The sequence below is a fragment of the Pluralibacter sp. genome, assembly GCF_019237635.1.
Classification (GTDB): Bacteria; Pseudomonadota; Gammaproteobacteria; order Enterobacterales; family Enterobacteriaceae; genus Enterobacter_B.
In genome coordinates this window covers 47,523-70,367 of sequence record NZ_JAFAGS010000049.1, presented here as the reverse complement: position 1 = coordinate 70,367, position 22,845 = coordinate 47,523, and the positions used below count along the sequence as shown (strand labels likewise).

Sequence of the window (22,845 nt, the reverse complement as noted above, 5' to 3'; positions counted from 1 at the left end):
AAGAGTATGATTTACCGCATTCTGCGTAAAGGCGAAGTGCGGGTGAACAAAAAGCGCGTTAAGCCGGAGTACAAGCTTGAGGCGGGCGATGAAGTGCGCATTCCGCCGGTGCGCGTCGCCGAGCGTGAAGAAGACGCGGTGTCGCCGCATCTGCAAAAAGTTGCCGCCCTGAGCGACGTTATCCTTTATGAGGATGACCATATTCTGGTGCTCAACAAACCGTCGGGCACCGCGGTTCACGGCGGCAGCGGGTTGAGTTTCGGCGTCATCGAAGGGCTGCGCGCGCTTCGCCCGGAAGCGCGCTTTCTTGAGCTGGTGCACCGCCTCGACCGTGATACTTCGGGCGTGCTGCTGGTAGCGAAGAAGCGTTCTGCGCTGCGCTCCCTGCATGAGCAACTGCGTGATAAAGGCATGCAGAAGGATTATCTGGCGCTGGTGCGCGGGCAGTGGCAGTCGCATACCAAAGTGGTGCAGGCGCCGTTGCTGAAAAACATCCTGCAAAGCGGCGAGCGTATTGTTCGCGTCAGCAGCGAGGGGAAACCGTCGGAAACGCGTTTTAAAGTTGAAGAGCGCTTTGCGTTTGCGACCCTGGTTCGCTGCAGCCCGGTGACCGGCCGTACCCACCAGATTCGTGTTCATACCCAACATGCGGGGCACCCGATTGCCTTCGACGACCGCTATGGCGATCGCGAATTTGATAAGCAGCTTGCCGGCACCGGCTTAAACCGCCTGTTTTTGCACGCGGCGGCGCTGAAGTTTACCCACCCGGGTTCCGGTGAGACGATGCGTGTCGAAGCGCCGATGGATGCGCAGTTAAAGCACTGTCTTAAGGTGCTGCGCGGCTGATGTGATATCGGGTGGCTTAGCGCCACCCGATGTCGTTTATGCCAGTAACGGATTGATCTGCTCGTGGCGCAGCATTTTGCACAGCGCAATCAGCGGCAGACCGACCAGCGTATTCGGATCGCGACCCTCCAGGCGCTCGAAGAGCGCGATGCCCAACCCCTCGCTTTTAAAACTTCCTGCGCAGTTCAGCGGCTGCTCTTTCTCGACATAGCGAACAATCTCATCGTCCGTCAGCTTGCGAAAGTGGACGTCGAACGGTTCACATTCGGTTTGCAACTGTCCGGAGGCGCTATTGTACAGCGCAAGCCCCGTATAAAAAGTCACGATATGGCCGCTCGCTTCCCGCAGCTGGCGGTGGGCGTTCTCTGCGGTGTGCGGTTTGCCGGTGATTTTCCCGCCCAGCACGCAAACCTGATCGGAGCCGATGATCACATGCTCAGGGTAGCGGTGCGCCAGCGCCTGCGCTTTCGCCTGCGCCAGACGCAGCACGAGCTGACGCGGAGACTCGCCGGGTAAGGGAAGCTCATCTACCTCGGGCGCAGCGCAAATAAACGGCAGCCCGAGCTTTTCCAGCAGTTGGCGGCGAAAGGGCGATGTGGAGGCAAGAACGATTTTTGGCATAATTTTTCTGTTAAACTCTGGTGATTCGGATTGCGCCATTTTAAACTACAGGCCGCAATGTGTGCGAATAAATGGCAAAAGGCATCCTGCGGGTGCCTTTTTCTTTGACTCTATGACGTTACAAAGTTAATATGCGCGCCCTATGCAAAAGGTAAAATTACCCCTGACTCTTGATCCGGTACGCACGGCTCAAAAACGCCTTGATTATCAGGGTATCTATACTCCTGAACAGGTAGAGCGTCTTGCCGAATCTGTAGTCAGCGTGGACAGTGATGTGGAATGCGATATGACATTCGCCATCGATAACCAACGTCTCGCCGTGATTAAAGGCGATGCGAAGGTGACGGTGTCTCTTGAATGCCAGCGCTGCGGGAAACCGTTTTCACATCAGGTTCACACAACGTATTGTTTCAGCCCGGTCAAAAATGATGAGCAGGCTGAAGCACTCCCGGAAGCGTATGAGCCGATTGAGGTTAACGAATTCGGTGAAATCGACCTGCGGGCGCTGGTTGAGGATGAACTCATCCTTACCCTGCCTGTAGTTCCGGTGCATGATTCTGAACACTGTGAAGTGTCCGAGGCGGACATGGTCTTTGGTGAATTGCCTGATGAAGCGCAAAAGCCAAACCCATTTGCCGTATTAGCCAGCTTAAAGCGTAAGTAATTGAGGAGTAAGGTCCATGGCCGTACAACAAAATAAACCAACCCGTTCCAAACGTGGCATGCGTCGTTCTCATGACGCGCTGACCGCAGTTACCAGCCTGTCTGTAGACAAGACTTCTGGTGAAACCCACCTGCGTCACCACATTACTGCCGACGGTTTCTACCGCGGTCGCAAGGTTATCGCTAAGTAATCACGCGATACTCAATGAATTTCGCGTTGCAGGAACGCAGTAGTGCCCCCTGCGACGTGAAAGACAATGAGTATAACGCGATGAAGCTTAGTGAGGATTTCCCGCGCAAGCGGGGATACACCGAACCAGGCGGCGACGAAACCTTGACACGTCTGACCATAGCGTTGGATGTCATGGGGGGCGATTTTGGCCCGTCCGTGACGGTGCCTGCAGCATTGCAGGCACTGCATTTTGATTCACAACTCTCGCTTCTCTTAGTCGGCAACCCCGACGACATCATGCCATTACTTGCCAGAGCTGACTTTGAACAACGTTCACGTCTGCAGATTATTCCTGCGCAGTCAGTTATTGCCAGTGATGCTCGTCCGGCGCAGGCGATTCGCAGTAGCCGGGGCACCTCCATGCGCATAGCGCTGGAGTTGGTGAAAGAAGGGCGAGCGCAGGCATGCGTCAGCGCGGGCAATACCGGCGCGCTGATGGGGCTTGCGAAATTGTTGCTCAAACCGATTGAAGGGATTGAACGCCCGGCGCTGATGACGGTGCTTCCGCATCAGCAAAAGGGGAAAACGGTGGTCCTTGATTTAGGGGCTAACGTCGATTGCGACAGCAATATGCTGGTTCAGTTCGCCGTTATGGGCGCGGTGATGGCCGAAGAGGTCGTCGGCATTGAGCGACCGCGCGTTGCGCTGCTCAATATCGGCGAAGAAGAAACCAAAGGTCTTGACAGCATTCGTGACGCTTCGGCGATACTGAAGACAGTACCCAGCATTAACTACATTGGCTATCTTGAGGCCAATGAATTGTTAACCGGGAAGACGGATGTCCTGGTTTGTGATGGTTTTACGGGAAACGTCACATTAAAAACGATGGAAGGTGTTGTCAGGATGTTCCTTTCGCTGCTGAAATCTCAGGGTGAGGGGAAAAAACGGTCGTGGTGGCTGCTGCTTTTAAAGCGTTGGTTACAAAAAAGTCTGGCGCGGCGATTCAGTCACCTCAACCCCGACCAGTATAATGGCGCCTGTCTGTTAGGATTGCGCGGCACGGTGATAAAGAGTCATGGTGCAGCCAATCAGCGCGCGTTTAGCGTCGCGATTGAACAGGCAGTGCAGGCGGTGCAGCGGGAAGTCCCTCAGCGGATTGCCGCTCGCCTGAAATCTGTATACCCAGCCGGATTCGAGCGGCGGGAAGAAGGCAACGCCGACAACACCCGGGCGCATCTCTGAAGAGATGACCGGCGTGCGGCGAAGACTCCGTGTCCCGAACAGGTGGGTACTACCACAATAAGACTGAGCGTACATGTATACGAAGATTATAGGTACCGGCAGCTATCTGCCTGAACACGTGCGGACGAACGCCGATCTGGAAAAAATGGTCGATACCTCTGACGAGTGGATTGTCACGCGCACAGGTATCCGTGAACGTCGTATTGCCGCGCCTGACGAGACTGTGGCGACGATGGGTTTCGAAGCCGCAAAACGCGCGCTGGACATGGCGGAAATCGACGCTGAACAGATTGGTTTGATTGTCGTTGCTACCACCTCAGCGACGCATGCCTTCCCAAGCGCGGCGTGCCAGATTCAATCGATGCTGGGCGTGAAAGGATGCCCGGCATTTGACGTTGCCGCCGCCTGCGCAGGTTTTACCTATGCGCTGAGCGTTGCCGATCAGTACGTGAAATCCGGTGCGGTGAAGCACGCGCTGGTTATCGGCTCCGATGTGCTGGCCCGCACCTGCGATCCGACCGATCGCGGCACGATTATTATTTTTGGCGATGGCGCTGGCGCCGTCGTCCTTAGCGCGTCAGAAGAGCCGGGAATCATCTCCACGCATCTGCATGCTGACGGCAACTATGGTGAACTGCTCACTTTGCCAAACGCCGATCGCGTGAACCCGGAGAACTCGATTCACCTGACCATGGCAGGGAACGAAGTCTTTAAAGTCGCAGTGAAAGAGCTGGCGAATATCGTCGAAGAGACGCTGGCGGCAAATAATCTTGACCGTTCAGACCTCGACTGGCTGGTGCCGCACCAGGCTAACCTGCGCATTATCAGCGCAACGGCGAAAAAGCTGGGCATGCCGATGGACAACGTGGTGGTGACGCTCGACCGTCACGGCAATACGTCCGCCGCCTCCGTACCGTGCGCGTTCGATGAAGCCGTACGCGATGGCCGCATTAAGCGTGGCCAACTGGTTCTGCTGGAGGCCTTCGGCGGTGGTTTCACCTGGGGCTCTGCGCTGGTTCGTTTTTAATTAAGGATAACAACATGACGCAATTTGCTTTTGTGTTCCCGGGACAAGGCTCTCAGACCGTCGGTATGCTGGCCGAGATGGCCGCGGAATATCCGGTGGTTGAAGAGACGTTCGGTGAAGCCTCTGCGGCACTGGGATACGATTTGTGGGCGCTGACGCAACAGGGTCCGGCGGAAGAACTGAACAAAACCTGGCAGACGCAGCCTGCGCTGCTGACCGCGTCTGTCGCGCTGTACCGTGTCTGGCTGCAGCAGGGCGGCAAAGCGCCTGCGCTGATGGCGGGTCACAGCCTGGGTGAGTACTCTGCGCTGGTGTGCGCGGGCGTTATCGCGTTTGCGGATGCGGTTCGTCTGGTTGAGCTGCGTGGCAAATTCATGCAGGAAGCGGTACCGGAAGGCACCGGCGGCATGTCGGCTATCATCGGTCTGGATGATGCGGCGATTGCGAAAGCGTGTGAAGAATCCGCAGAAGGCCAGGTTGTCTCCCCGGTTAACTTCAACTCGCCAGGCCAGGTGGTTATCGCCGGTCACAAAGAGGCCGTTGAACGTGCTGGCGCTGCCTGCAAAGCCGCAGGTGCGAAGCGTGCGCTGCCGCTGCCGGTCAGCGTGCCGTCGCACTGTGCGTTGATGAAACCGGCTGCTGAGAAGCTGGCGGCTGAACTGGCGACCATTACCTTTAACGCACCGCAAATTCCGGTTGTGAATAACGTGGATGTGAAGTGTGAAACCGCTGCGGACGCGATTCGCGACGCGCTGGTCCGCCAGCTTTACAGCCCGGTTCAGTGGACCAAAACCGTTGAGTTTATGGCCGCTGAAGGCATTGAGCATCTTTATGAAGTCGGCCCGGGTAAAGTCCTCACCGGTTTGACCAAACGAATTGTAGACACCCTGACAGCGTCAGCGCTCAATGAGCCTGCTGCGATGTCTGCGGCGCTTGCACAATAAAAAGAGGAACACCATGAGTTTTGAAGGAAAAATTGCACTGGTAACGGGCGCAAGCCGCGGCATTGGTCGCGCAATTGCGGAAACCCTCGTTGCCCGTGGCGCAAAAGTTATCGGTACTGCGACCAGCGAAAGCGGCGCGCAGTCAATTAGCGATTATCTGGGTGCCAATGGTAAAGGTCTGATGCTGAATGTGACCGATCCGGCATCTATCGAATCTGTTCTGGAAAATATTCGCGCAGAGTTTGGCGAAGTCGATATTCTGGTCAATAATGCCGGGATTACTCGTGATAACCTGTTAATGCGAATGAAAGATGACGAGTGGAACGACATCCTCGAGACCAATCTGTCATCGGTATTCCGTCTGTCAAAAGCGGTAATGCGCGCTATGATGAAAAAGCGTCATGGACGTATTATCACAATCGGTTCTGTGGTCGGTACCATGGGAAATGCCGGTCAGGCCAACTACGCTGCGGCGAAAGCGGGTCTTATCGGTTTCAGTAAGTCGCTGGCGCGTGAAGTCGCGTCACGCGGTATTACTGTGAACGTTGTTGCTCCGGGCTTTATTGAAACGGACATGACGCGTGCGCTGACCGAAGAGCAGCGTGCGGGTACACTGGCGGCAGTTCCGGCGGGGCGCCTCGGCTCTCCAAAAGAAATCGCCAGTGCGGTTGCATTCTTAGCCTCTGACGACGCGGGTTACATCACCGGTGAAACCCTGCACGTCAACGGCGGAATGTATATGGTCTGACCGTAGATTGCACAAAATGCTCAGGAACCGCGCATTCCGCGTGGTACCGGACAATATTATGTGCAAAATGATTTGCGTTATTGGGGCAAACACCCGCAAAATAGCGTAAAATCGTGGTAAGACCTGCCGGGATTTAGTTGCAAATTTTTCAACATTTTATACACTACGAAAACCATCGCGAAAGCGAGTTTTGATAGGAAATTTAAGAGTATGAGCACTATCGAAGAACGCGTTAAGAAAATTATCGGCGAGCAGCTGGGCGTTAAGCAGGAAGAAGTTACCAACAATGCTTCCTTCGTTGAAGACCTGGGCGCTGATTCTCTTGACACCGTTGAGCTGGTAATGGCTCTGGAAGAAGAGTTTGATACTGAGATTCCGGACGAAGAAGCTGAGAAAATCACCACCGTTCAGGCTGCCATTGATTACATCAACGGTCACCAGGCGTAAGTGAACATCTCCAGGCGGTCACTCGACCGCCTGAGTTTTATCTTTTTGTCCCACAAGTCTCTTTTTTATCCCTCCCTGGAGGACAAACGTGTCTAAGCGTCGTGTAGTTGTGACCGGACTGGGCATGTTGTCTCCTGTCGGCAATACCGTAGAGTCTACCTGGAAAGCTCTCCTTGCCGGTCAGAGTGGCATCAGCCTGATCGACCATTTCGATACTAGCGCCTATGCAACGAAATTTGCTGGCTTAGTAAAGGATTTTAACTGTGATGACATCATCTCGCGTAAAGAACAGCGCAAGATGGATGCCTTCATTCAATATGGAATTGTCGCTGGCGCTCAGGCCATGCAGGATTCTGGCCTTGAAGTGACGGAAGAGAACGCAACGCGTATCGGTGCCGCTATTGGTTCCGGCATTGGCGGTCTCGGTTTAATCGAAGAGAACCACAGTTCGCTGGTTCATGGCGGTCCACGTAAGATAAGCCCCTTCTTCGTTCCGTCTACGATTGTTAACATGGTGGCCGGTCACCTGACCATCATGTTCGGCTTGCGTGGCCCTAGCATCTCTATCGCCACGGCGTGTACTTCCGGTGTGCATAACATCGGCCATGCGGCGCGTATGATTGCTTACGGCGATGCCGATGCCATGCTGGCTGGCGGCGCTGAGAAAGCCAGTACGCCGCTGGGTGTTGGCGGTTTTGGCGCAGCGCGCGCGCTGTCCACCCGCAACGATAACCCGCAGGCGGCAAGCCGTCCGTGGGACAAAGATCGTGATGGTTTTGTGCTGGGCGACGGTGCGGGCATCATCATGCTCGAAGAGTATGAGCACGCGAAAAAACGCGGCGCGAAAATTTATGCTGAAATCGTCGGTTTTGGTATGAGCAGCGATGCCTACCATATGACGTCTCCGCCGGAAAACGGTGCGGGCGCCGCGCTGGCAATGGTTAACGCCATTCGCGATGCGGGCATCGAACCGGGCCAGATTGGCTACGTCAATGCGCACGGTACGTCGACCCCTGCTGGCGATATCGCCGAAGCGCAGGCGGTCAAATCGGTATTTGGCGATGTGGCAAGACGCGTAATGGTGAGCTCAACCAAGTCCATGACCGGTCACCTGCTGGGTGCGGCGGGCGCGGTGGAGTCCATTTACTCGATTCTGGCGCTGCGCGACCAGGCGGTGCCGCCGACCATCAACCTGGATAACCAGGAAGAGGGCATCGACCTCGACTTCGTCCCTCACGAAGCGCGCCAGGTCAGCGGCATGGAGTACACGCTGTGTAACTCCTTCGGCTTTGGCGGCACCAACGGTTCGTTGATTTTCAAACGCATCTAGTTGGCGGCGCCATCAATAAAAAAGCGGAGCGCCTGGCGCTCCGTTTTTTTTTTACGCCAACGCTACTGATAGGTGAAGGTAAGCTGCACGGTCGTGTTGAACTCACCTGCCGTGACGTGGCCGGTAGGGGTGTACATGCGGGCGGAAAGCGGGAAGGTTGCCTGATGGTTATGGATATCGACGGAGGCGGCCAGCGATCCCAGAGGATTAATTTCTGTCAGATGATCGCGGGTCATGATTTGCAGCGCCATCCCGGTAGCGTCCCCTTGAGCGTTGGCAAATTTGGTAGGGTCATCGTTATCCGCATTGCCGGTAAAGGTTGCTGTAATCTGGGTGGTGGACACAGGGCAGGATGAGAGGGTTAATTCAAAATCCTGCCATTCGCTGGCGTCGCCGACATTCGTAAAGTTAACGGCTCGCGCCTGTTCGAATTTTACCGTCTGGTCTTTGGTTCCGGTATCAACCGCACAGGGGCTGGCAACGACCGTTCCGCTGATAGTAATGTCGGTTGCCAGCGCCTGCGTGAACCACAATCCTACAAGCGCGGGGATGATTTTGATTATCTGCTGCGTCATCGTGCCATCCTGTCGGTTACTGATAGGTAAATGTGGCCTGTACCTGGCCCTGAATGGTTCCCGGCATCACGGCACCTTTTGATACGGCACGCGCGCGAAGCTGTAGATCGTAAGCATGGGTTGTTGAGACATCGACGTTATCTATTGTCGTCCCGTCCCCCAGGACGGCGCCATCGTGCGTGGTGAGCGCCAGTTTCAGGTTAGTGGCTGTACCGGTATTTTTATAGGTTGTCGCATCGTCGGTATCTGGCGTACCGGAAAATGCGACGCTAAAACTGGAGGTGGAAAGCGGGCAACTGGACAATGAAATGACAAAATCTTTCCAGGACGAGGTATCTCCTGCAACCGATAAGCTGTTGGCCTCAATGCTATCGCCAAGATTGACGCTGAGTGAGTTTTGTCCGCCATTGACCACGCAGGGTGAAGCAATGACGGTGCCCGTGATATCAATGTTGACGGAATTTGTTGTGGCGGTATGACCGGTAGCAGAAAATAACCCACAGCAGGCGACCAGTAATAATGCAGATTTTTTCTCTGTGACAAATTTCATTGCATATATCCTTATATCATTAATTATAACTAAGAATGAATTGAATGGCTGATTTCACATTGCCGACGGTGACCGATGCAGGGTCGTCAATATAATAAGCAACTTTAAATGGAGGTATGGTGTAATCACCTGAACCGGTATACCCGAGATCGATACCGCCGTTAACAATATGCGCGGAACCATCCTCATTCTGTATCTGAATATAAACTCCCTCGGCATAACCTTCGCCGGTAACGGTATTCAACTCCCCGTTTGCTGCGTTATGGGTGCCATACACAGCCGAAAAATTATAGGTGATATTATTAATGGCACCCGGGCAATTCGTAAGTGAGATCGTCGGTGCATCGGTGACATTCATTGCGCCACTGGTGAGGTTATTACCGTATAACGGCGGCAACTTTATCTCCGCAGGGGCATTGATGGTACACGCAACCAATTTAGGCTGACTGGCAATACCAGACAAAATTAATCCAGATGAATCTCCTCCCAAACCATCCGGATTATAGACATGCAGTGTGACATCAGGTGCAAAGGTTATCTGTCCCGGGGGGACTTTGGCAAGAAGGCGGACAAGGCGGTAACGTAGATGGACATAGGTATAGAGCGATGTACCGTAGTCAGTCAGGGATACACGATAAGTCGGTGCGGTGGTGCTGTAATCGGGTGTAAACAAGCCATCCTGGGGGTCAAGTTTATATTGAATACCGATACCGGGGTTGCTGGTTGCCCAAGTCACGCCATCACCGAGCAGCGTGCCATTGAGCGATAGTTCCATATAGGATTGCGTACCATCGCTGGTCCAAACTGTATACGCTATAGAACTATTGTCATGCCAGCCATAGCTACTGGTATCGCCAACTGAGGCAGGAATATCCAAAGGTCCCAGGTCGTACGTCATAGTGTGGTATTGAACGTCTGCAATATAGTTTGCCTGGGCATAATTAGCAGCCAATAAATTTCCCGTGGCCAGAACAATAAATAAAAAGAGTTTATTCATAAGATAGTGACCTCTATTGGCAAAGAGCCTTCAATTCCACCACGCCGTTGGCGGGTGCCGCATCAGGAAGTTGCCAGTTAATTCGGCATTGTTGATTGTCTGTTTGGCCCCATTTCACGATGGCGCTACCTCGATCGGCGAGACCAGAGAGGTACACCTGGCCACCGTCGCCGACGATACTGCCTGATGCTGATGCGCCATCATCCGCGACCATTGCGCCAAAGGGCACTACTGCGCCATTGCTGCGGGTTAACGTCATCAACACACGCTTACCGATATGCGTGTTAAAATGTGCTCGTACGATGGCACCGCGAGTGGGTGTGACGGTAAGCGATGAGAGCGAGACGTCGGCATCATCCGGCAAAGCGGTGGTATCAAGGCTAATCTGGTTTTCGCGGTATGGGCTGACATAGGGCACGAGGGTATAGCCGCGAAAATCGGTATTCACTCCGGTCTGGTTACTGATATTTACGCCGCTGACGCCAGGTGCTTCGACCAGGGCGGACGTTTCGCCTAACTCCTGGCTGAAAGTCACGCCGTGGGCGTGGGCGACCACACCGCCGTTAATGCCATAATTGACCCGACGCTGATCCTGGTCGTAGCCGTAGGCGGCGTTCATCCGGGCGTAGGTTCCCTGATAATCCAGGCTGGCATAACCGCCATTACCGACGCCATGGTTGGTTTCGCTCTCCTGAACGCTCCAGTTGAGGTTTTGATCGGCAAGTGCCGAGCCGTTCAGGCCAACGGTATGGCTGGTATTGCCCTGCTTGCTGGTGTTCAGGTTGTAACTCGCCCAGCTATGGCTGAGCCAGCGATCGAGCGGAATATTGATATTGAATGAGAAAACTTGATCGCTGGCGTAAACTTTACCGCTGTTACCTGAATTATCGCTGTTGTTGGCGCTGCTGTTATCCGTGGTATTGCGGTTATAGCTGTAGTTCAAATTATACGTAATGCCGCTCCAGCTGTTGCTGTAACCAACACCAATGGAGCGCATCTGCCGGGCGCTGTTCCAGTAATCCTCGCTCACGGCGTTGAGGGAAATAGACCCCGCGTCTTTCCACAGATTTTGGTTCAGCAGAATTTCAGCCCGGTTGCGGCGACGGTCAATGGTGTTTTGGTTATTATCGCTACGCCAGGTATCGAGAGTATCCTGCAGGGTGTAGTAGCCCGATGTGGAATAGCGATAACCGGAGATAGAAATATTGGTGCCGGTATCCAGTATATTCTTGCTATAACGGGCGCGAACAGATTGCCCGCTGGCTTTCTCCTGATCCTGCGGTTTCGACCAGGCTTGCGCGGCGTCGACAGAGAATGCCCCCATCACACCGAGGTTTTTACCAATACCCGCCAGTATTGATTGGTAATGCTGTGAAAATTGTCCGCCGCCATACAGGGTTAAACCAGCAGGCAAACCATAAATCGCGGTTCCCTGGGTGAAATATTCTTTATCGACGTCGCTGTTGTAAGAACGATATTGACCGCTGGTCAGGCTATATTTCAGCCGACCTTCACGTTGCAAAACGGGGAGTGAAGCGAAAGGGACTATCTGGTGTTGTTCGCTGCCATCAGCTTCTTTAATCGTGACGTCCAGGTCGCCGCTGCTGCCGGTCGGATACATATCGGTGATGGCAAAGGCGCCTGCGGATACGTAGGTCTGGTAGATGGTGTAACCATTTTGCTTAACGATAACCTGGGCGTTAGTCCGGGCGATGCCGCGCACCACCGGGGCGTAACCGCGCATACTTTCCGGCAACATGTCATCATCGGAAGCGATTTGCGCGCCGCGAAAGGGCACGCTATCAAACATATCCGAAGGCGAGGAGCTGTCGCCCAGCGTCAGCTGGCCCTTGAGCGCAAGAATATTGCGTTGGGCATAGGTGTAGACGGAGTCCCAGCTATCCTGAGCCTGCCCGCCGGAGCTATTTCTGCTCCAGGTGCTGTAGTTACGTAAGCGCCAGGCGCCCAGGTTGATGCCGGGACGTAAATTAAGGTAGTAACTATCAGAATCAGTATATTCCGTCTTTCGCGCCTGGGTATTGGCGCCCGTAAAATTGTAGTTTAATAACAGTGCGTTAATCCCTTCATCAAGACGTTCAGGCGGCACATAGCCACGAGCATGATTATCCATTGCGGCCTGAGGAATACTGAGAAGCAGTTGTTGCCGGTTAAAGGCAAATTCGCTGCTGGCCTGCGGAATGGCGGATAAATCGGCGCATTCTCCTTTCGTGGAGAGTTGCGGAAAAAGCTCAGTACGCACGCCAAATCCCTTTAAGTCTTCGATGCTGAGGCAGGGGCGCAAAACGCTTTGACCAGTGGCGCCTTTTTGCATTGTGAAGTTGACAGTTTGTGTGCTGAGTGCGGTTTTATTCACGAACACATCGACGCGATAACTGCCGGGCATCTGGCCTACGCCATCTTCGAAGGCGGAAAGGTCGGTAAGATCTTTACCCGGGCCGTCGATCCCTAGTAACGCAGGGTTGAAATATTCTCGTGCGGCGACAGGGTTAAAAACTGAGACAGCACACTGCAGGGCAATAAAGCAGGCGATCTGGCTGAGCCGTCTTTTCTTAGAGTTTGCATCTGCAATCATTCCGTTATCCTTACGGAGTGGGCTTTAGCCGTTATAAATGAGCGTGAAATTCTTTGCCTGCGGCACCAAAATCACTGATAATTTTCCAGTTCACATCACCGGTTGCACCCGCTGGCACGGTAAATCTGGCGCTGCTCATGGGGGCGACATAGGTAGCGTCTTTCACCATGTTGTTACCGATCTTCACGATGCTGAAGTTCATGTAATAAGGCGTTGGATTCTTCACTACTAATTGCTGGCCGCTACGCTGCCAGGTTAATTTTTCGGCCACCGTTTCGGGCGCAGCAACCAAATTTTGTGGGCGATAAATAAGCTTAAGGCGGTTTTTAATGGCAATTTGCAGCGTGTTGACGTTATCCTGCTTTTCTGTAGCTGGAATGGTTTTTATATTCACCCAGTACATGGATTCACGGTCGTCTGGTAAGTTTCCACCTGTGCGAATAATGCGTAATCGGTTCTCTTCCGTCGCACCCAAACGGAAAAGAGGGGGGGTGATTATAAACGGTGCTTTATTGTTGTCATTATCTTCTACCCACGACTGAATGAGATATGAATATTTGTCAGGGTTGTTTACGCTAATGAATGTTTCTTTTTTATCCCCGTGATAGATTACACGCGTGCCGCCGATAATAACGCCAGCCTGAGCGGTATTTAGGGTTAAGACAAAAGCCGCAGTAATAATAGAGTGTAATAGTCTCATCAGATTAACCTCGGAAAGTAAAGCCAGGAGGGTCTGGCTTTACTTAATAATCCATAACGGGATGTCGTTGCCGTACGATCAGTTGTAAGACAGCGTAAAGTTAACAGTGCCGTTTGCCGTACCCGCGCTTACCGTGTCAGTGGTAGCGATATAGCGCGCAAAAAAGTCCAGATTGGTGTCGCCAGATGCCGCAATGGTTTTTGCTTCAGAGGCTGTGCCCAGAGGCAGCGCAGTACCGGAACCGTTTAACAACTGGATAGCCACACCGCTGGCGATACCTGTAGTACCGTAGTCGGTAAGCTGCAGATAGTCGTTATCGGTTTGGTCCGGCGTACCGTCATATTTCACGGCGACAGGTTTGCCCTGCAGATCGGTCGGGCAGTTGCTCAGCACCAGAGTAAATTTGGTATTTGCCGCAGTGGCACCTGCTGCAGGAAGCGCCGCTTTGGCGACATCACCTAATTTTACATCCAGAGGCGAAGCAATTGTACTATTCACTTCGCAACCCTGCTCGATGATATTGCCAACGAAATTGACTTTACCATCATCGGCCATGGCTACGGTATTCATCCCTGCGGTGGTCAGCAGCGCTAAAGCAATTAAATTTCCTTTCATTTAAGTATTGTCCTTGCCTGATTTAGAGAAAACGTGATATTAATTGACTAAACAACCTACCTGAAATAAAACTTAACTTTGAGGTAAGTCAAATTTCTATGCTAGTTTATTCAAGAAATACGATTTTAAATATTTAGTATTTTTAATATCAATAATTAGCAAATTTTAAAATAAAGCCATCACAAATCACATTCCCATAAAAAATGTGATTGCTTGTTATATGACGTTTTTGTGTTTATTTTAACCGAATTTATTGATGCTAAAGATGACTAAATAACAGAGGGCGATATTTTAGCCGTAAAAAGGTAGAAAAAAATTCATTAAACGAATACGCTTGGTGGCAACAATATGGAGGCGAAATGTATCTAATTAATGGTGCAGAATGTAACGTCCTGCCAGTAAACGATCGAAGCGTACAGTTTGGTGATGGTTGCTTCACAACCGCGCGAGTGGTTGCAGGGCAGATTGCTTTTTTGGATCAGCATCTGCATCGCCTACAGGATGCCTGTCAGCGCTTGTTCATTCCTTTTGCGCACTGGGTACTGTTGGCCGATGAAATGCGCCAGGTTGCGCGAGAAAGCCAGAACGGTGTGTTAAAAGTGATAATCACCCGTGGCGCTGGTGGGCGCGGCTACAGCGCCGCTGGCTGTCTGCAGCCTACGCGCATCCTGAGCGTCTTTGCGAGTCCTTCTCACTATCCCCGCTGGCAAGAGGAGGGGGTTACCCTCGGGCTCAGCCCGATAAGGCTTGGGCGCAACCCTCATCTTGCCGGTCTTAAACACCTTAATCGCCTTGAGCAAGTGCTTATCCGCACGCATCTTGAACAGACGGACGCCGACGAGGCTCTGGTTCTTGACAGCGACGGGTGGGTTACGGAATGCTGTGCGGCTAATTTGTTCTGGCGGGCGGGGGATGTGGTGTTTACCCCGCGCCTCGATCAGGCGGGCGTGGACGGAATTATGCGTCGACACTGCATGTCACATCTGGCACAAAGCCGCTTTCGCGTTGTCGAAGTCAATGCGCGCGTAGAATCCGTCCGGCAGGCGGATGAAGTCGTGATCTGCAATGCTTTAATGCCGGTGATCCCCGTCAGGACGTTTGCAGAGGTTCACTACCGCTCGCGTGAACTGTTTGATTATCTGGCCCCACTGTGTGAGCAGACGACGACGTCATGAAGAAAATGTTACGGTTTTTCCTGCTGCTGCTGCTGCTGGTCGTGCTTGGCATTGCCGCTGGCATCGGGATGTGGAAAGTTCGCCAACTGGCAGACAGCAAAATCCTGATTAACGAGGATCTGGTTTTTACGCTTAAAGCGGGTACCGGGCGTAGCGCGCTGGGCGAACAGCTTTACGGTGACAAAGTCATTAACCGCCCGCGGGTTTTCCAGTGGCTGCTGCGCGTTGAGCCTGAACTGTCGCACTTTAAAGCGGGGACCTACCGCTTTACGCCGCAGATGACGGTGCGCGAGATGCTGCAACTACTGGCCAGCGGCAAAGAGGCGCAGTTCCCGCTGCGCTTTGTCGAAGGGATGCGGGTCAGCGATTATCTGAAGCAGCTGCGTGATGCGCCATATGTGAAGCATACGCTGGCGGATGACCGCTATGAGACGCTGGCCAAAGCGCTTAAGCTTGAGCATCCGGAGTGGGTTGAAGGCTGGTTCTGGCCGGATACCTGGATGTATACCGCGAATACGACGGATCTCTCTATTCTTAAGCGTGCGCATCAGAAGATGGTGAAAGCCGTTGATACCGCCTGGGAAGGCCGGGCGGATAATCTGCCTTATAAAGATCAAAATGCGCTGGTGACCATGGCCTCGATTATTGAAAAAGAGACCGCTGTCGCCAGTGAGCGCGATCAGGTCGCTTCGGTGTTCATTAACCGTCTGCGCATCGGTATGCGCCTGCAGACTGACCCGACAGTCATCTACGGGATGGGGGAGAGCTACAACGGTAAACTGTCGCGTAAGGATCTCGAAACGCCAACGCCGTACAATACCTACGTGATAGCCGGACTGCCGCCGGGGCCGATTGCGATACCGGGCGAAGCATCGCTTAATGCGGCGGCGCATCCGGCGAAAACCCCGTATCTCTATTTCGTTGCGGATGGAAAAGGCGGGCACACGTTTAATACGAATCTTGCCAGCCACAACCGCTCCGTACAGGATTACCTGAAAGCACTTAAGGAAAAAAATGCACAGTAAGTATATCGTCATTGAGGGCCTGGAAGGCGCCGGTAAAACCACGGCGCGTAACGTCGTGGTGGAGACGCTGGAGCAGATGGGGTTTCGCGATCTGCTGTTCACCCGCGAGCCAGGCGGTACCATTCTGGCGGAAAAGCTCCGCAGCCTGGTGCTGGACATTAAGTCAGTGGGCGATGAAATCATTACCGATAAAGCCGAAGTGCTGATGTTCTATGCTGCCCGCGTTCAACTGGTCGAGACGGTCATTAAGCCCGCGCTGGCGGCGGGGAAATGGGTTATCGGCGATCGTCATGATCTCTCCACTCAGGCCTATCAGGGCGGCGGCCGCGGTATTGACCCGCAGATGCTTGCCACTCTGCGCGACGCGGTGCTCGGCGATTTTCGCCCCGACCTGACGCTTTATCTCGATGTGACCCCGGAAGTGGGGCTTGGGCGCGCCCGCGCCCGCGGCGATCTCGACCGCATCGAGCAGGAGTCGCTGTATTTCTTCAATCGCACCCGTGCGCGCTACCTTGAACTGGCGGCGCAGGATGCCTCCATTCATACCATCGACGCGACCCAGCCGCTTGACGACGTGATGCGCGCGATTCGCGACACCGTGACCCGCTGGGTGCAGGAGCAGGGCGCATGAAATGGTATCCGTGGCTGAGACCGCCATTTGAGGCGCTGGTTGCCAGCTATCAGTCTGGCCGCGGCCACCATGCGTTACTTGTTCAGGCACTACCCGGGATGGGCGATGACGCGCTTATCTATGCGTTGTGTCGGTTTTTAATGTGCCATCAGCCGGAGGGGCAGAAAAGCTGCGGTCAGTGCCATAGCTGCCAGCTGATGCAGGCAGGCACTCACCCGGATTACTACCTCGTGCAGCCGGAGAAAGGCAAAAACACGCTGGGTATCGACGCCGTTCGCGCCGTGACGGAAAAGCTGTACGAACGCGCCCGGCTTGGCGGCGCAAAGGTAGTGTGGATAAGCGACGCCGCGCAGTTGACCGAAGCTGCCGCGAATGCGTTGTTGAAAACCCTTGAAGAACCGCCGGAAAACACCTGGTTCTTTCTTGCCTGTCAGGAACCCGCACGCTTGCTGGCGACATTACGCAGCCGCTGTCGTTTATATCACCTTGCGCCGCCGGGCGAAGCCTATGGTCTGGCGTGGCTTCAGCGAGAAGTGACGGTGTCACAAGCTTCGGCGTTGACGGCGCTGCGCCTGACGTCCGGGGCGCCAGCTGCGGCGCTGGCGCTGCTGCAGGGCGCGTCGCAAAGCGCCCGACAGCAGCTCTGCGAGGCGCTTGATGGCGCGCTGCACAGCGGCGACTGGCTGTCTCTGCTGGCGGTATTCAACCACGATAGCGTCGCCGAGCGCCTGTACTGGCTGTCGGCGCTGCTGCTTGACGCCCTCAAGCTCCAGCAAGGGATCTCCCTGCTGAGCAACGTCGACGCGCAACCGCTCGTCGCGCGTCTGGCGCAACACCTTCCTCCCTCCACGCTGCAGGCGATTGCGCGCGATGCCGCCGAGTGTCGCGAGCAGTTGCTGAGCGTTATCGGACTCAACCGCGAGCTGACGCTCTGCGAACGTTTATTACGCTGGGAGCACTGGCTGCAGCCTGGCGCCAGCCTCCCGGTTTCACACCTGTAAGAGAGACATCATGTTTTTAGTCGACTCGCACTGCCATTTCGATGGTCTGGATTATCAATCGCTGCATAAAAATGTGGATGACGTGCTGGCGAAAGCCGCCGCGCGGGACGTGAAATTTTGCCTGGCGGTCGCCACGACGCTTCCGGGCTATCGCTCAATGCGGGCGCTGGTTGGGGAGCGTCCGAACGTGGTGTTCTCCTGCGGCGTGCATCCGCTCAACCAGGACGAAGAGTACGATCCTGAAACCCTGCGCCAGCTGGCCGCAGAGGATGGGGTGGTGGCGCTGGGCGAAACCGGACTGGACTATTATTACACCCCGGAAACAAAAGCCCGCCAGCAGACCTCGTTTGCCCATCATATCCGTATCGGTCGAGAGCTGAACAAGCCGGTTATCGTACACACCCGTGATGCGCGGGAAGACACGCTGGCGATTCTGCGCGACGAAAAAGTGACGGATTGCGGCGGCGTACTACACTGTTTCACAGAAGACAGAGAAACGGCGGGTAAATTACTGGATCTGGGCTTTTATATCTCGTTCTCCGGTATCGTGACGTTCCGCAATGCTGAACAACTTCGTGATGCCGCCCGTTATGTGCCGCTCGACAGGCTGTTGGTGGAAACTGATTCCCCGTACCTGGCGCCGGTGCCGCACCGTGGTAAAGAGAACCAGCCTGCAATGGTCCGCGACGTTGCGGAGTACATGGCTGTCCTGAAGGGGGTGTCGCTGGAGCAGCTTGCTTTGCAGACCACCGAAAACTTCGCCAGACTGTTCCACATCGACCCCGCCAGACTGCAATCTACCTGATCTGACAGCTTATTTTAAAGCTCGTAATTAATAGGTAAAGCGAGTAGAGTTCACCGCCGCGAAAGTGGCGGTGAAGGGCTTTCATGTAACATACGGACACATGTTTTGTAAATTACTGAAAGTTTTTCGTGGGGCGCTAAGCGAAACGTGATGGCCGTCAAACAACAGAGTCGGGATTTATTTTACTCTGTGTAATAAATAAAAAGGCGCTTAGATGCCTGTCCACGGCGGGGCTCTCCCCCCTCGCCAATGCGTGAATACGTAAAAAAAAGCACAAATACTCAGGAGCACTCTCAATTATGTTTAAGAATGCATTTGCTAACCTGCAGAAGGTCGGTAAATCGCTGATGCTGCCAGTATCCGTACTGCCTATCGCAGGTATCCTGCTGGGCGTCGGTTCTGCAAACTTCAGCTGGCTGCCAGCCGTTGTTTCCCACGTAATGGCGGAAGCAGGCGGTTCTGTATTTGCTAACATGCCGCTTATCTTTGCTATCGGTGTTGCGCTTGGCTTCACCAACAACGACGGTGTTTCCGCACTGGCGTCGGTTGTGGCTTACGGCATCATGGTGAAAACCATGGCGGTTGTTGCACCTTTGGTTCTGCATTTACCTGCTGAAGAGATTGCGGCTAAACACCTGGCGGATACCGGCGTGCTCGGCGGTATTATCTCCGGTGCGATTGCAGCCTATATGTTCAACCGCTTCTACCGCATCAAGCTGCCTGAGTATCTGGGTTTCTTCGCGGGCAAGCGTTTTGTGCCGATCATCTCCGGTCTGGCGGCGATTATTCTGGGCGTGATCCTGTCCTTTATCTGGCCACCGATTGGTTCCGCGATTCAGACATTCTCCCAGTGGGCGGCTTACCAGAACCCGGTTGTGGCGTTCGGTATCTACGGCTTTGTTGAACGCTGCCTGGTGCCGTTCGGTCTGCACCACATCTGGAACGTACCTTTCCAGATGCAGATTGGTGAATTCACCAACGCTGCGGGCCAGGTGTTCCACGGCGATATCCCGCGTTACATGGCAGGCGACCCGACTGCAGGCAAACTGTCTGGCGGCTTCCTGTTCAAAATGTACGGTCTGCCGGCTGCTGCGATTGCCATCTGGCACTCTGCTAAACCAGAGAACCGTGCAAAAGTGGGCGGTATCATGATCTCCGCAGCGCTGACCTCGTTCCTGACCGGTATCACCGAGCCGATCGAGTTCTCCTTCATGTTCGTTGCGCCGATCCTGTACGTTATCCACGCAATTCTGGCAGGTCTGGCGTTCCCGATCTGTATCCTGCTGGGTATGCGTGACGGTACGTCGTTCTCTCATGGTCTGATCGACTTTATCGTTCTGTCCGGCAACAGCAGCAAGCTGTGGCTGTTCCCGATTGTCGGTATCTGCTATGCGATCGTTTACTACACCATCTTCCGCGTACTGATTAAAGTGCTGGACCTGAAAACACCGGGTCGTGAAGATGCAACAGAAGATACGAAAGTCGGCGAGACCAGCGAAATGGCTCCGGCCCTGGTGGCGGCGTTCGGTGGTAAAGAAAACATCACCAACCTCGATGCCTGTATCACCCGTCTGCGCGTCAGCGTCGCCGATGTCGCTAAAGTGGATCAGCCTGGTCTGAAGAAACTGGGCGCGGCGGGCGTAGTCGTTGCGGGTTCCGGCGTTCAGGCTATTTTCGGCACCAAGTCCGATAACCTGAAAACCGAGATGGATGAGTACATCCGCAATCACTAAGTGATAAAAGATGGGGAGACTAAGGCAGCCGAATGGCTGCCTTTTTTACATTCAGCGTCGGCAAATGGTTAAGCAAGCAGCGACCAGACGGATTTCAGAATAAGAAAAAGAGCGATTGGGTTGAAAGTGGGGGAATAAGTCGCTCATACTCTTACGTTGTTGCCTGGTAACAGGTTACCGTACGGTAATAATCAAAAAGGAAAAAGTCATGGCAGAAGAAACGATTTTCAGCAAGATCATCCGCCGCGAGATCCCGTCGGACATTGTTTATCAGGACGAGCTGGTCACCGCCTTTCGCGATATCTCTCCGCAGGCGCCCACCCATATTCTGATTGTGCCGAATACCCTGATTCCAACGGTGAATGACGTGACGGCTGAGCACGAGCAGGCGTTGGGGCGTCTGGTGACTGTGGCTGCGAAAATCGCCCGTGACGAAGGCATTGCCGATGACGGCTACCGCCTGATCCTCAACTGCAACCGCCACGGGGGCCAGGAGGTTTACCATATCCATATGCATCTGTTGGGCGGTCGCCCGCTGGGTCCCATGCTGACGCACAAAGGTTAACGGTATGAAAGGCGGTCGTTTCGCAGTGTTGCTGGCGGCGCTGACGCTGGCAGGGTGCTTCTCGCGCCCGGAAATTCCCTTTGGCGAACAGCAAACGCTGGTCATGGAAGCAAATGTGCTTGCCGCCGGGATCAGCGCGGATAAGCCCGAACTGACAACGTCTGAAATCCAGGCGACTGCCACATCCCGGTTGTTTAACGAACGTAAGGTGCCGATAACGGTGCACTACCGTTTTTACTGGTATGACTCCAGAGGACTGGAAATGCATCCGCTTGAGACTGCCCGCACTATCATCGTCCCGGCAAACTCTTCGGTGACGCTGTACGGTAGCGCAAACAGCCTCGGCGCGCATAAAGTCCGACTTTATCTTTATCTGTAAGGGGTAAATAGTAATGAGCAAACTGAGTCGCTATGCATTCATCACCGCCGTGGCGATATTTCTCTCAGGGTGCGTCGCGCAACGGGAAAAACCGGCGCCGGTAGAAGAAGCGAAACCGACGCCAGAGCAGCCGCAGCCGCCGACAACGACCGTACCTGTGGTGCCGACGATTCCGGCGCAGCCGGGGCCCATTGAGCATGGCGAGCAGCCAGCGCAACCTGCGCCGCGCGTTCGTCATTATGACTGGAATAGCGCCGTACAGCCGCTGGTAGGGCAGATGCTGCAGGCAAGCGGGGTGAACGCCGGGAGCATTTTGCTGGTGGATAGCGTGAATAACCGCACCAACGGCTCGCTGAACCCTGCCGAAGCCACGACGGCGCTGCGTAACGCCCTCGGCGGCAACAGCAAATTTACGCTGGTTTCTGTGCAGCAGTTAGCCGTGGCCAAGCAGCAACTGGGGATTTCGGCGCAGGATAGCCTGGGTTCGCGCAACAAAGCGATCGGCATTGCCCGTAATGTCGGCGCCCAGTATGTGCTGTACTCCAGCGCTACCGGCAACGTCAATACGCCGACCCTGCAAATGCAACTGATGCTGGTCCAGACTGGCGAGATTATCTGGTCAGGTAAAGGTGCCGTTCAACAACAGTAATCTTTCGCGTGACGCGCTGCTGTCACGCTTTTTTCCGCGTTACTCCGTCGCCAGCGCGGGTCTTGTCGGCCTGAGCGGCGGAAGCTGTATTATTGAACGTGACGGACAGCGGCTGGTTCTGCGCCAGCACCACGATCCCGACGCGCCGCGCAGTCATTTCCGTCGCCAGTACCATGCCCTCAACCAGCTTCCTTCCACGCTTGCGCCGCGTCCGCAGGGGTTTTTCCCCGGTTGGATGGCCGTGGAGTATCTCCATGGCGAGACGGCCCCGGCGTTACCGCAAAGCGGCAGGCTTGCCGAACTGCTGCACCACCTGCACCAACAGCGTCGTTTTGGCTGGCGGGTTCCGGTGCTGCCGCTGTTGGAGCGTTACTGGCAGTGTTGCGATCCGACCCGCCGGACGCCGTTCTGGCTGCGAGAGCTCAAATGTTTACGCCGCCAGGGAGAGCCGAAGGCGATGCGGCTGGCGCCCTTGCATATGGATATTCACGCAGGCAATATCGTTCTCACCGAACAGGGATTGCGACTTATCGACTGGGAGTATGCCGGAGACGGCGATATCGCCCTGGAGCTGGCGGCCGTGTGGTCGGAAAATCATACCCAACGTCAGCAGATTATCAATGATTATGCCCGGCTTGCCCATCTCGACCCTGTCCCACTGACTCGCCACGTTCGGCGCTGGCGGCGGTGGGTGTTGATGCTGATGGCGGGCTGGTATGAGTATCGCTGGCAGCAAACCGGCGATCGCCAATTTTGTGCGCTGGCGGATGACGCATGGCGACAGTTAAAAACAAAAGGACAAGAGAGGTGAA

26 protein-coding genes are annotated in these 22,845 nt (G+C 54.4%); 19 read left to right on the top strand and 7 right to left on the bottom strand.

Annotation, left to right across the window (positions count from 1 at the left end):
• A partial coding sequence (rluC, locus tag JO226_RS06000; RefSeq protein ID WP_293534624.1) for a 23S rRNA pseudouridine(955/2504/2580) synthase RluC occupies nt 1-846 on the top strand: 846 nt, incomplete at its 5' end.
• 36 nt (nt 847-882) lie between these two features.
• Here the strand turns inward: rluC and JO226_RS05995 are convergent.
• On the bottom strand, nt 883-1,467 hold the full coding sequence (locus JO226_RS05995) for a nucleoside triphosphate pyrophosphatase (protein ID WP_293534621.1): 585 nt from the start codon (nt 1,465-1,467) through the stop codon (nt 883-885).
• Between the two features lie 142 nt (nt 1,468-1,609).
• On the opposite strand from JO226_RS05995, the gene yceD reads away from it, so the two are divergent.
• The 8 genes from yceD (at nt 1,610) to fabF (ending at nt 8,040) form a co-directional block, all read left to right on the top strand.
• The gene (gene yceD / locus JO226_RS05990; RefSeq protein WP_013366686.1) at nt 1,610-2,131 is read left to right on the top strand and encodes a 23S rRNA accumulation protein YceD; all 522 of its coding nucleotides are present in this window, start codon (nt 1,610-1,612) and stop codon (nt 2,129-2,131) included.
• 16 nt (nt 2,132-2,147) lie between these two features.
• Entirely contained in the window at nt 2,148-2,321 is a 174-nt protein-coding gene (gene rpmF / locus JO226_RS05985) for a 50S ribosomal protein L32 (RefSeq protein ID WP_013366685.1), read from the top strand.
• A 143-nt stretch (nt 2,322-2,464) separates the two neighbouring features.
• Nucleotides 2,465-3,544 carry a phosphate acyltransferase PlsX gene (gene plsX / locus JO226_RS05980; RefSeq protein ID WP_293534635.1) on the top strand — a complete coding sequence of 360 codons (1,080 nt, stop codon included), beginning with the start codon at nt 2,465-2,467 and terminating at the stop codon, nt 3,542-3,544.
• Between the two features lie 73 nt (nt 3,545-3,617).
• A complete protein-coding gene (locus tag JO226_RS05975) occupies nt 3,618-4,571 on the top strand; it encodes a beta-ketoacyl-ACP synthase III (protein WP_293534616.1) in 954 nt (317 codons plus the stop codon).
• A 14-nt stretch (nt 4,572-4,585) separates the two neighbouring features.
• Nucleotides 4,586-5,515: an ACP S-malonyltransferase gene (fabD, locus tag JO226_RS05970; protein ID WP_293534613.1), complete on the top strand. Its 930-nt coding sequence runs from the start codon at nt 4,586-4,588 to the stop codon at nt 5,513-5,515.
• 13 nt (nt 5,516-5,528) lie between these two features.
• On the top strand, nt 5,529-6,263 hold the full coding sequence (fabG, locus tag JO226_RS05965; protein WP_293534610.1) for a 3-oxoacyl-ACP reductase FabG: 735 nt from the start codon (nt 5,529-5,531) through the stop codon (nt 6,261-6,263).
• 210 nt (nt 6,264-6,473) lie between these two features.
• Nucleotides 6,474-6,710, top strand: a complete 237-nt coding sequence (acpP, locus tag JO226_RS05960; RefSeq protein WP_000103754.1) for an acyl carrier protein — start codon at nt 6,474-6,476, stop codon at nt 6,708-6,710.
• Nucleotides 6,711-6,798: 88 nt separating this feature from the next.
• Nucleotides 6,799-8,040, top strand: coding sequence for a beta-ketoacyl-ACP synthase II (gene fabF, locus JO226_RS05955; protein WP_293494769.1), 1,242 nt, complete (start codon nt 6,799-6,801; stop codon nt 8,038-8,040).
• Between the two features lie 62 nt (nt 8,041-8,102).
• Here the strand turns inward: fabF and JO226_RS05950 are convergent, their stop codons facing one another.
• From JO226_RS05950 to JO226_RS05925, 6 genes are all read right to left on the bottom strand, one after another.
• Nucleotides 8,103-8,615, bottom strand: a complete 513-nt coding sequence (locus JO226_RS05950) for a fimbrial protein (RefSeq protein WP_293494766.1) — start codon at nt 8,613-8,615, stop codon at nt 8,103-8,105.
• 16 nt (nt 8,616-8,631) lie between these two features.
• Nucleotides 8,632-9,165, bottom strand: coding sequence for a fimbrial protein (locus JO226_RS05945; RefSeq protein ID WP_293494763.1), 534 nt, complete (start codon nt 9,163-9,165; stop codon nt 8,632-8,634).
• Between the two features lie 19 nt (nt 9,166-9,184).
• A complete protein-coding gene (locus JO226_RS05940) occupies nt 9,185-10,162 on the bottom strand; it encodes a fimbrial protein (protein WP_293494760.1) in 978 nt (325 codons plus the stop codon).
• Nucleotides 10,163-10,175: 13 nt separating this feature from the next.
• Nucleotides 10,176-12,755 (bottom strand): fimbria/pilus outer membrane usher protein, encoded by a 2,580-nt coding sequence (locus tag JO226_RS05935; protein ID WP_293494757.1) that lies wholly within the window; start codon nt 12,753-12,755, stop codon nt 10,176-10,178.
• Between the two features lie 31 nt (nt 12,756-12,786).
• Nucleotides 12,787-13,455 carry a molecular chaperone gene (locus tag JO226_RS05930; protein WP_293494754.1) on the bottom strand — a complete coding sequence of 223 codons (669 nt, stop codon included), beginning with the start codon at nt 13,453-13,455 and terminating at the stop codon, nt 12,787-12,789.
• Between the two features lie 78 nt (nt 13,456-13,533).
• Complete coding sequence (locus tag JO226_RS05925) at nt 13,534-14,070, bottom strand: fimbrial protein (RefSeq protein WP_293494751.1); 537 nt, start codon at nt 14,068-14,070, stop codon at nt 13,534-13,536.
• A gap of 359 nt (nt 14,071-14,429) precedes the next feature.
• Here JO226_RS05925 and pabC point away from each other — a divergent pair, with 359 nt between their 5' ends.
• From pabC to thiK, 10 genes are all read left to right on the top strand, one after another.
• Nucleotides 14,430-15,245, top strand: coding sequence for an aminodeoxychorismate lyase (gene pabC / locus JO226_RS05920; protein WP_293494748.1), 816 nt, complete (start codon nt 14,430-14,432; stop codon nt 15,243-15,245).
• Nucleotides 15,242-16,270, top strand: a complete 1,029-nt coding sequence (gene yceG, locus JO226_RS05915) for a cell division protein YceG (RefSeq protein WP_293494745.1) — start codon at nt 15,242-15,244, stop codon at nt 16,268-16,270. The genes pabC and yceG overlap by 4 nt, the downstream gene beginning before the upstream one ends.
• Nucleotides 16,260-16,901 carry a dTMP kinase gene (gene tmk / locus JO226_RS05910; protein WP_293494742.1) on the top strand — a complete coding sequence of 214 codons (642 nt, stop codon included), beginning with the start codon at nt 16,260-16,262 and terminating at the stop codon, nt 16,899-16,901. The genes yceG and tmk overlap by 11 nt, the downstream gene beginning before the upstream one ends.
• Nucleotides 16,898-17,902 (top strand): DNA polymerase III subunit delta', encoded by a 1,005-nt coding sequence (gene holB, locus JO226_RS05905; RefSeq protein ID WP_293494739.1) that lies wholly within the window; start codon nt 16,898-16,900, stop codon nt 17,900-17,902. The genes tmk and holB overlap by 4 nt, the downstream gene beginning before the upstream one ends.
• 10 nt (nt 17,903-17,912) lie before the next feature.
• Nucleotides 17,913-18,707 carry a metal-dependent hydrolase gene (locus JO226_RS05900; RefSeq protein ID WP_293494736.1) on the top strand — a complete coding sequence of 265 codons (795 nt, stop codon included), beginning with the start codon at nt 17,913-17,915 and terminating at the stop codon, nt 18,705-18,707.
• A gap of 299 nt (nt 18,708-19,006) precedes the next feature.
• A complete protein-coding gene (gene ptsG, locus JO226_RS05895) occupies nt 19,007-20,440 on the top strand; it encodes a PTS glucose transporter subunit IIBC (RefSeq protein ID WP_293494733.1) in 1,434 nt (477 codons plus the stop codon).
• Nucleotides 20,441-20,648: 208 nt separating this feature from the next.
• On the top strand, nt 20,649-21,005 hold the full coding sequence (hinT, locus tag JO226_RS05890) for a purine nucleoside phosphoramidase (protein ID WP_293494730.1): 357 nt from the start codon (nt 20,649-20,651) through the stop codon (nt 21,003-21,005).
• Between the two features lie 4 nt (nt 21,006-21,009).
• Nucleotides 21,010-21,384, top strand: coding sequence for a YcfL family protein (locus JO226_RS05885; RefSeq protein ID WP_293494727.1), 375 nt, complete (start codon nt 21,010-21,012; stop codon nt 21,382-21,384).
• A gap of 22 nt (nt 21,385-21,406) precedes the next feature.
• Complete coding sequence (gene lpoB / locus JO226_RS05880; RefSeq protein WP_293534632.1) at nt 21,407-22,033, top strand: penicillin-binding protein activator LpoB; 627 nt, start codon at nt 21,407-21,409, stop codon at nt 22,031-22,033.
• A complete protein-coding gene (thiK, locus tag JO226_RS05875) occupies nt 22,014-22,844 on the top strand; it encodes a thiamine kinase (RefSeq protein WP_293494724.1) in 831 nt (276 codons plus the stop codon). The genes lpoB and thiK overlap by 20 nt, the downstream gene beginning before the upstream one ends.
• Nucleotide 22,845: the final 1 nt, after the last annotated feature.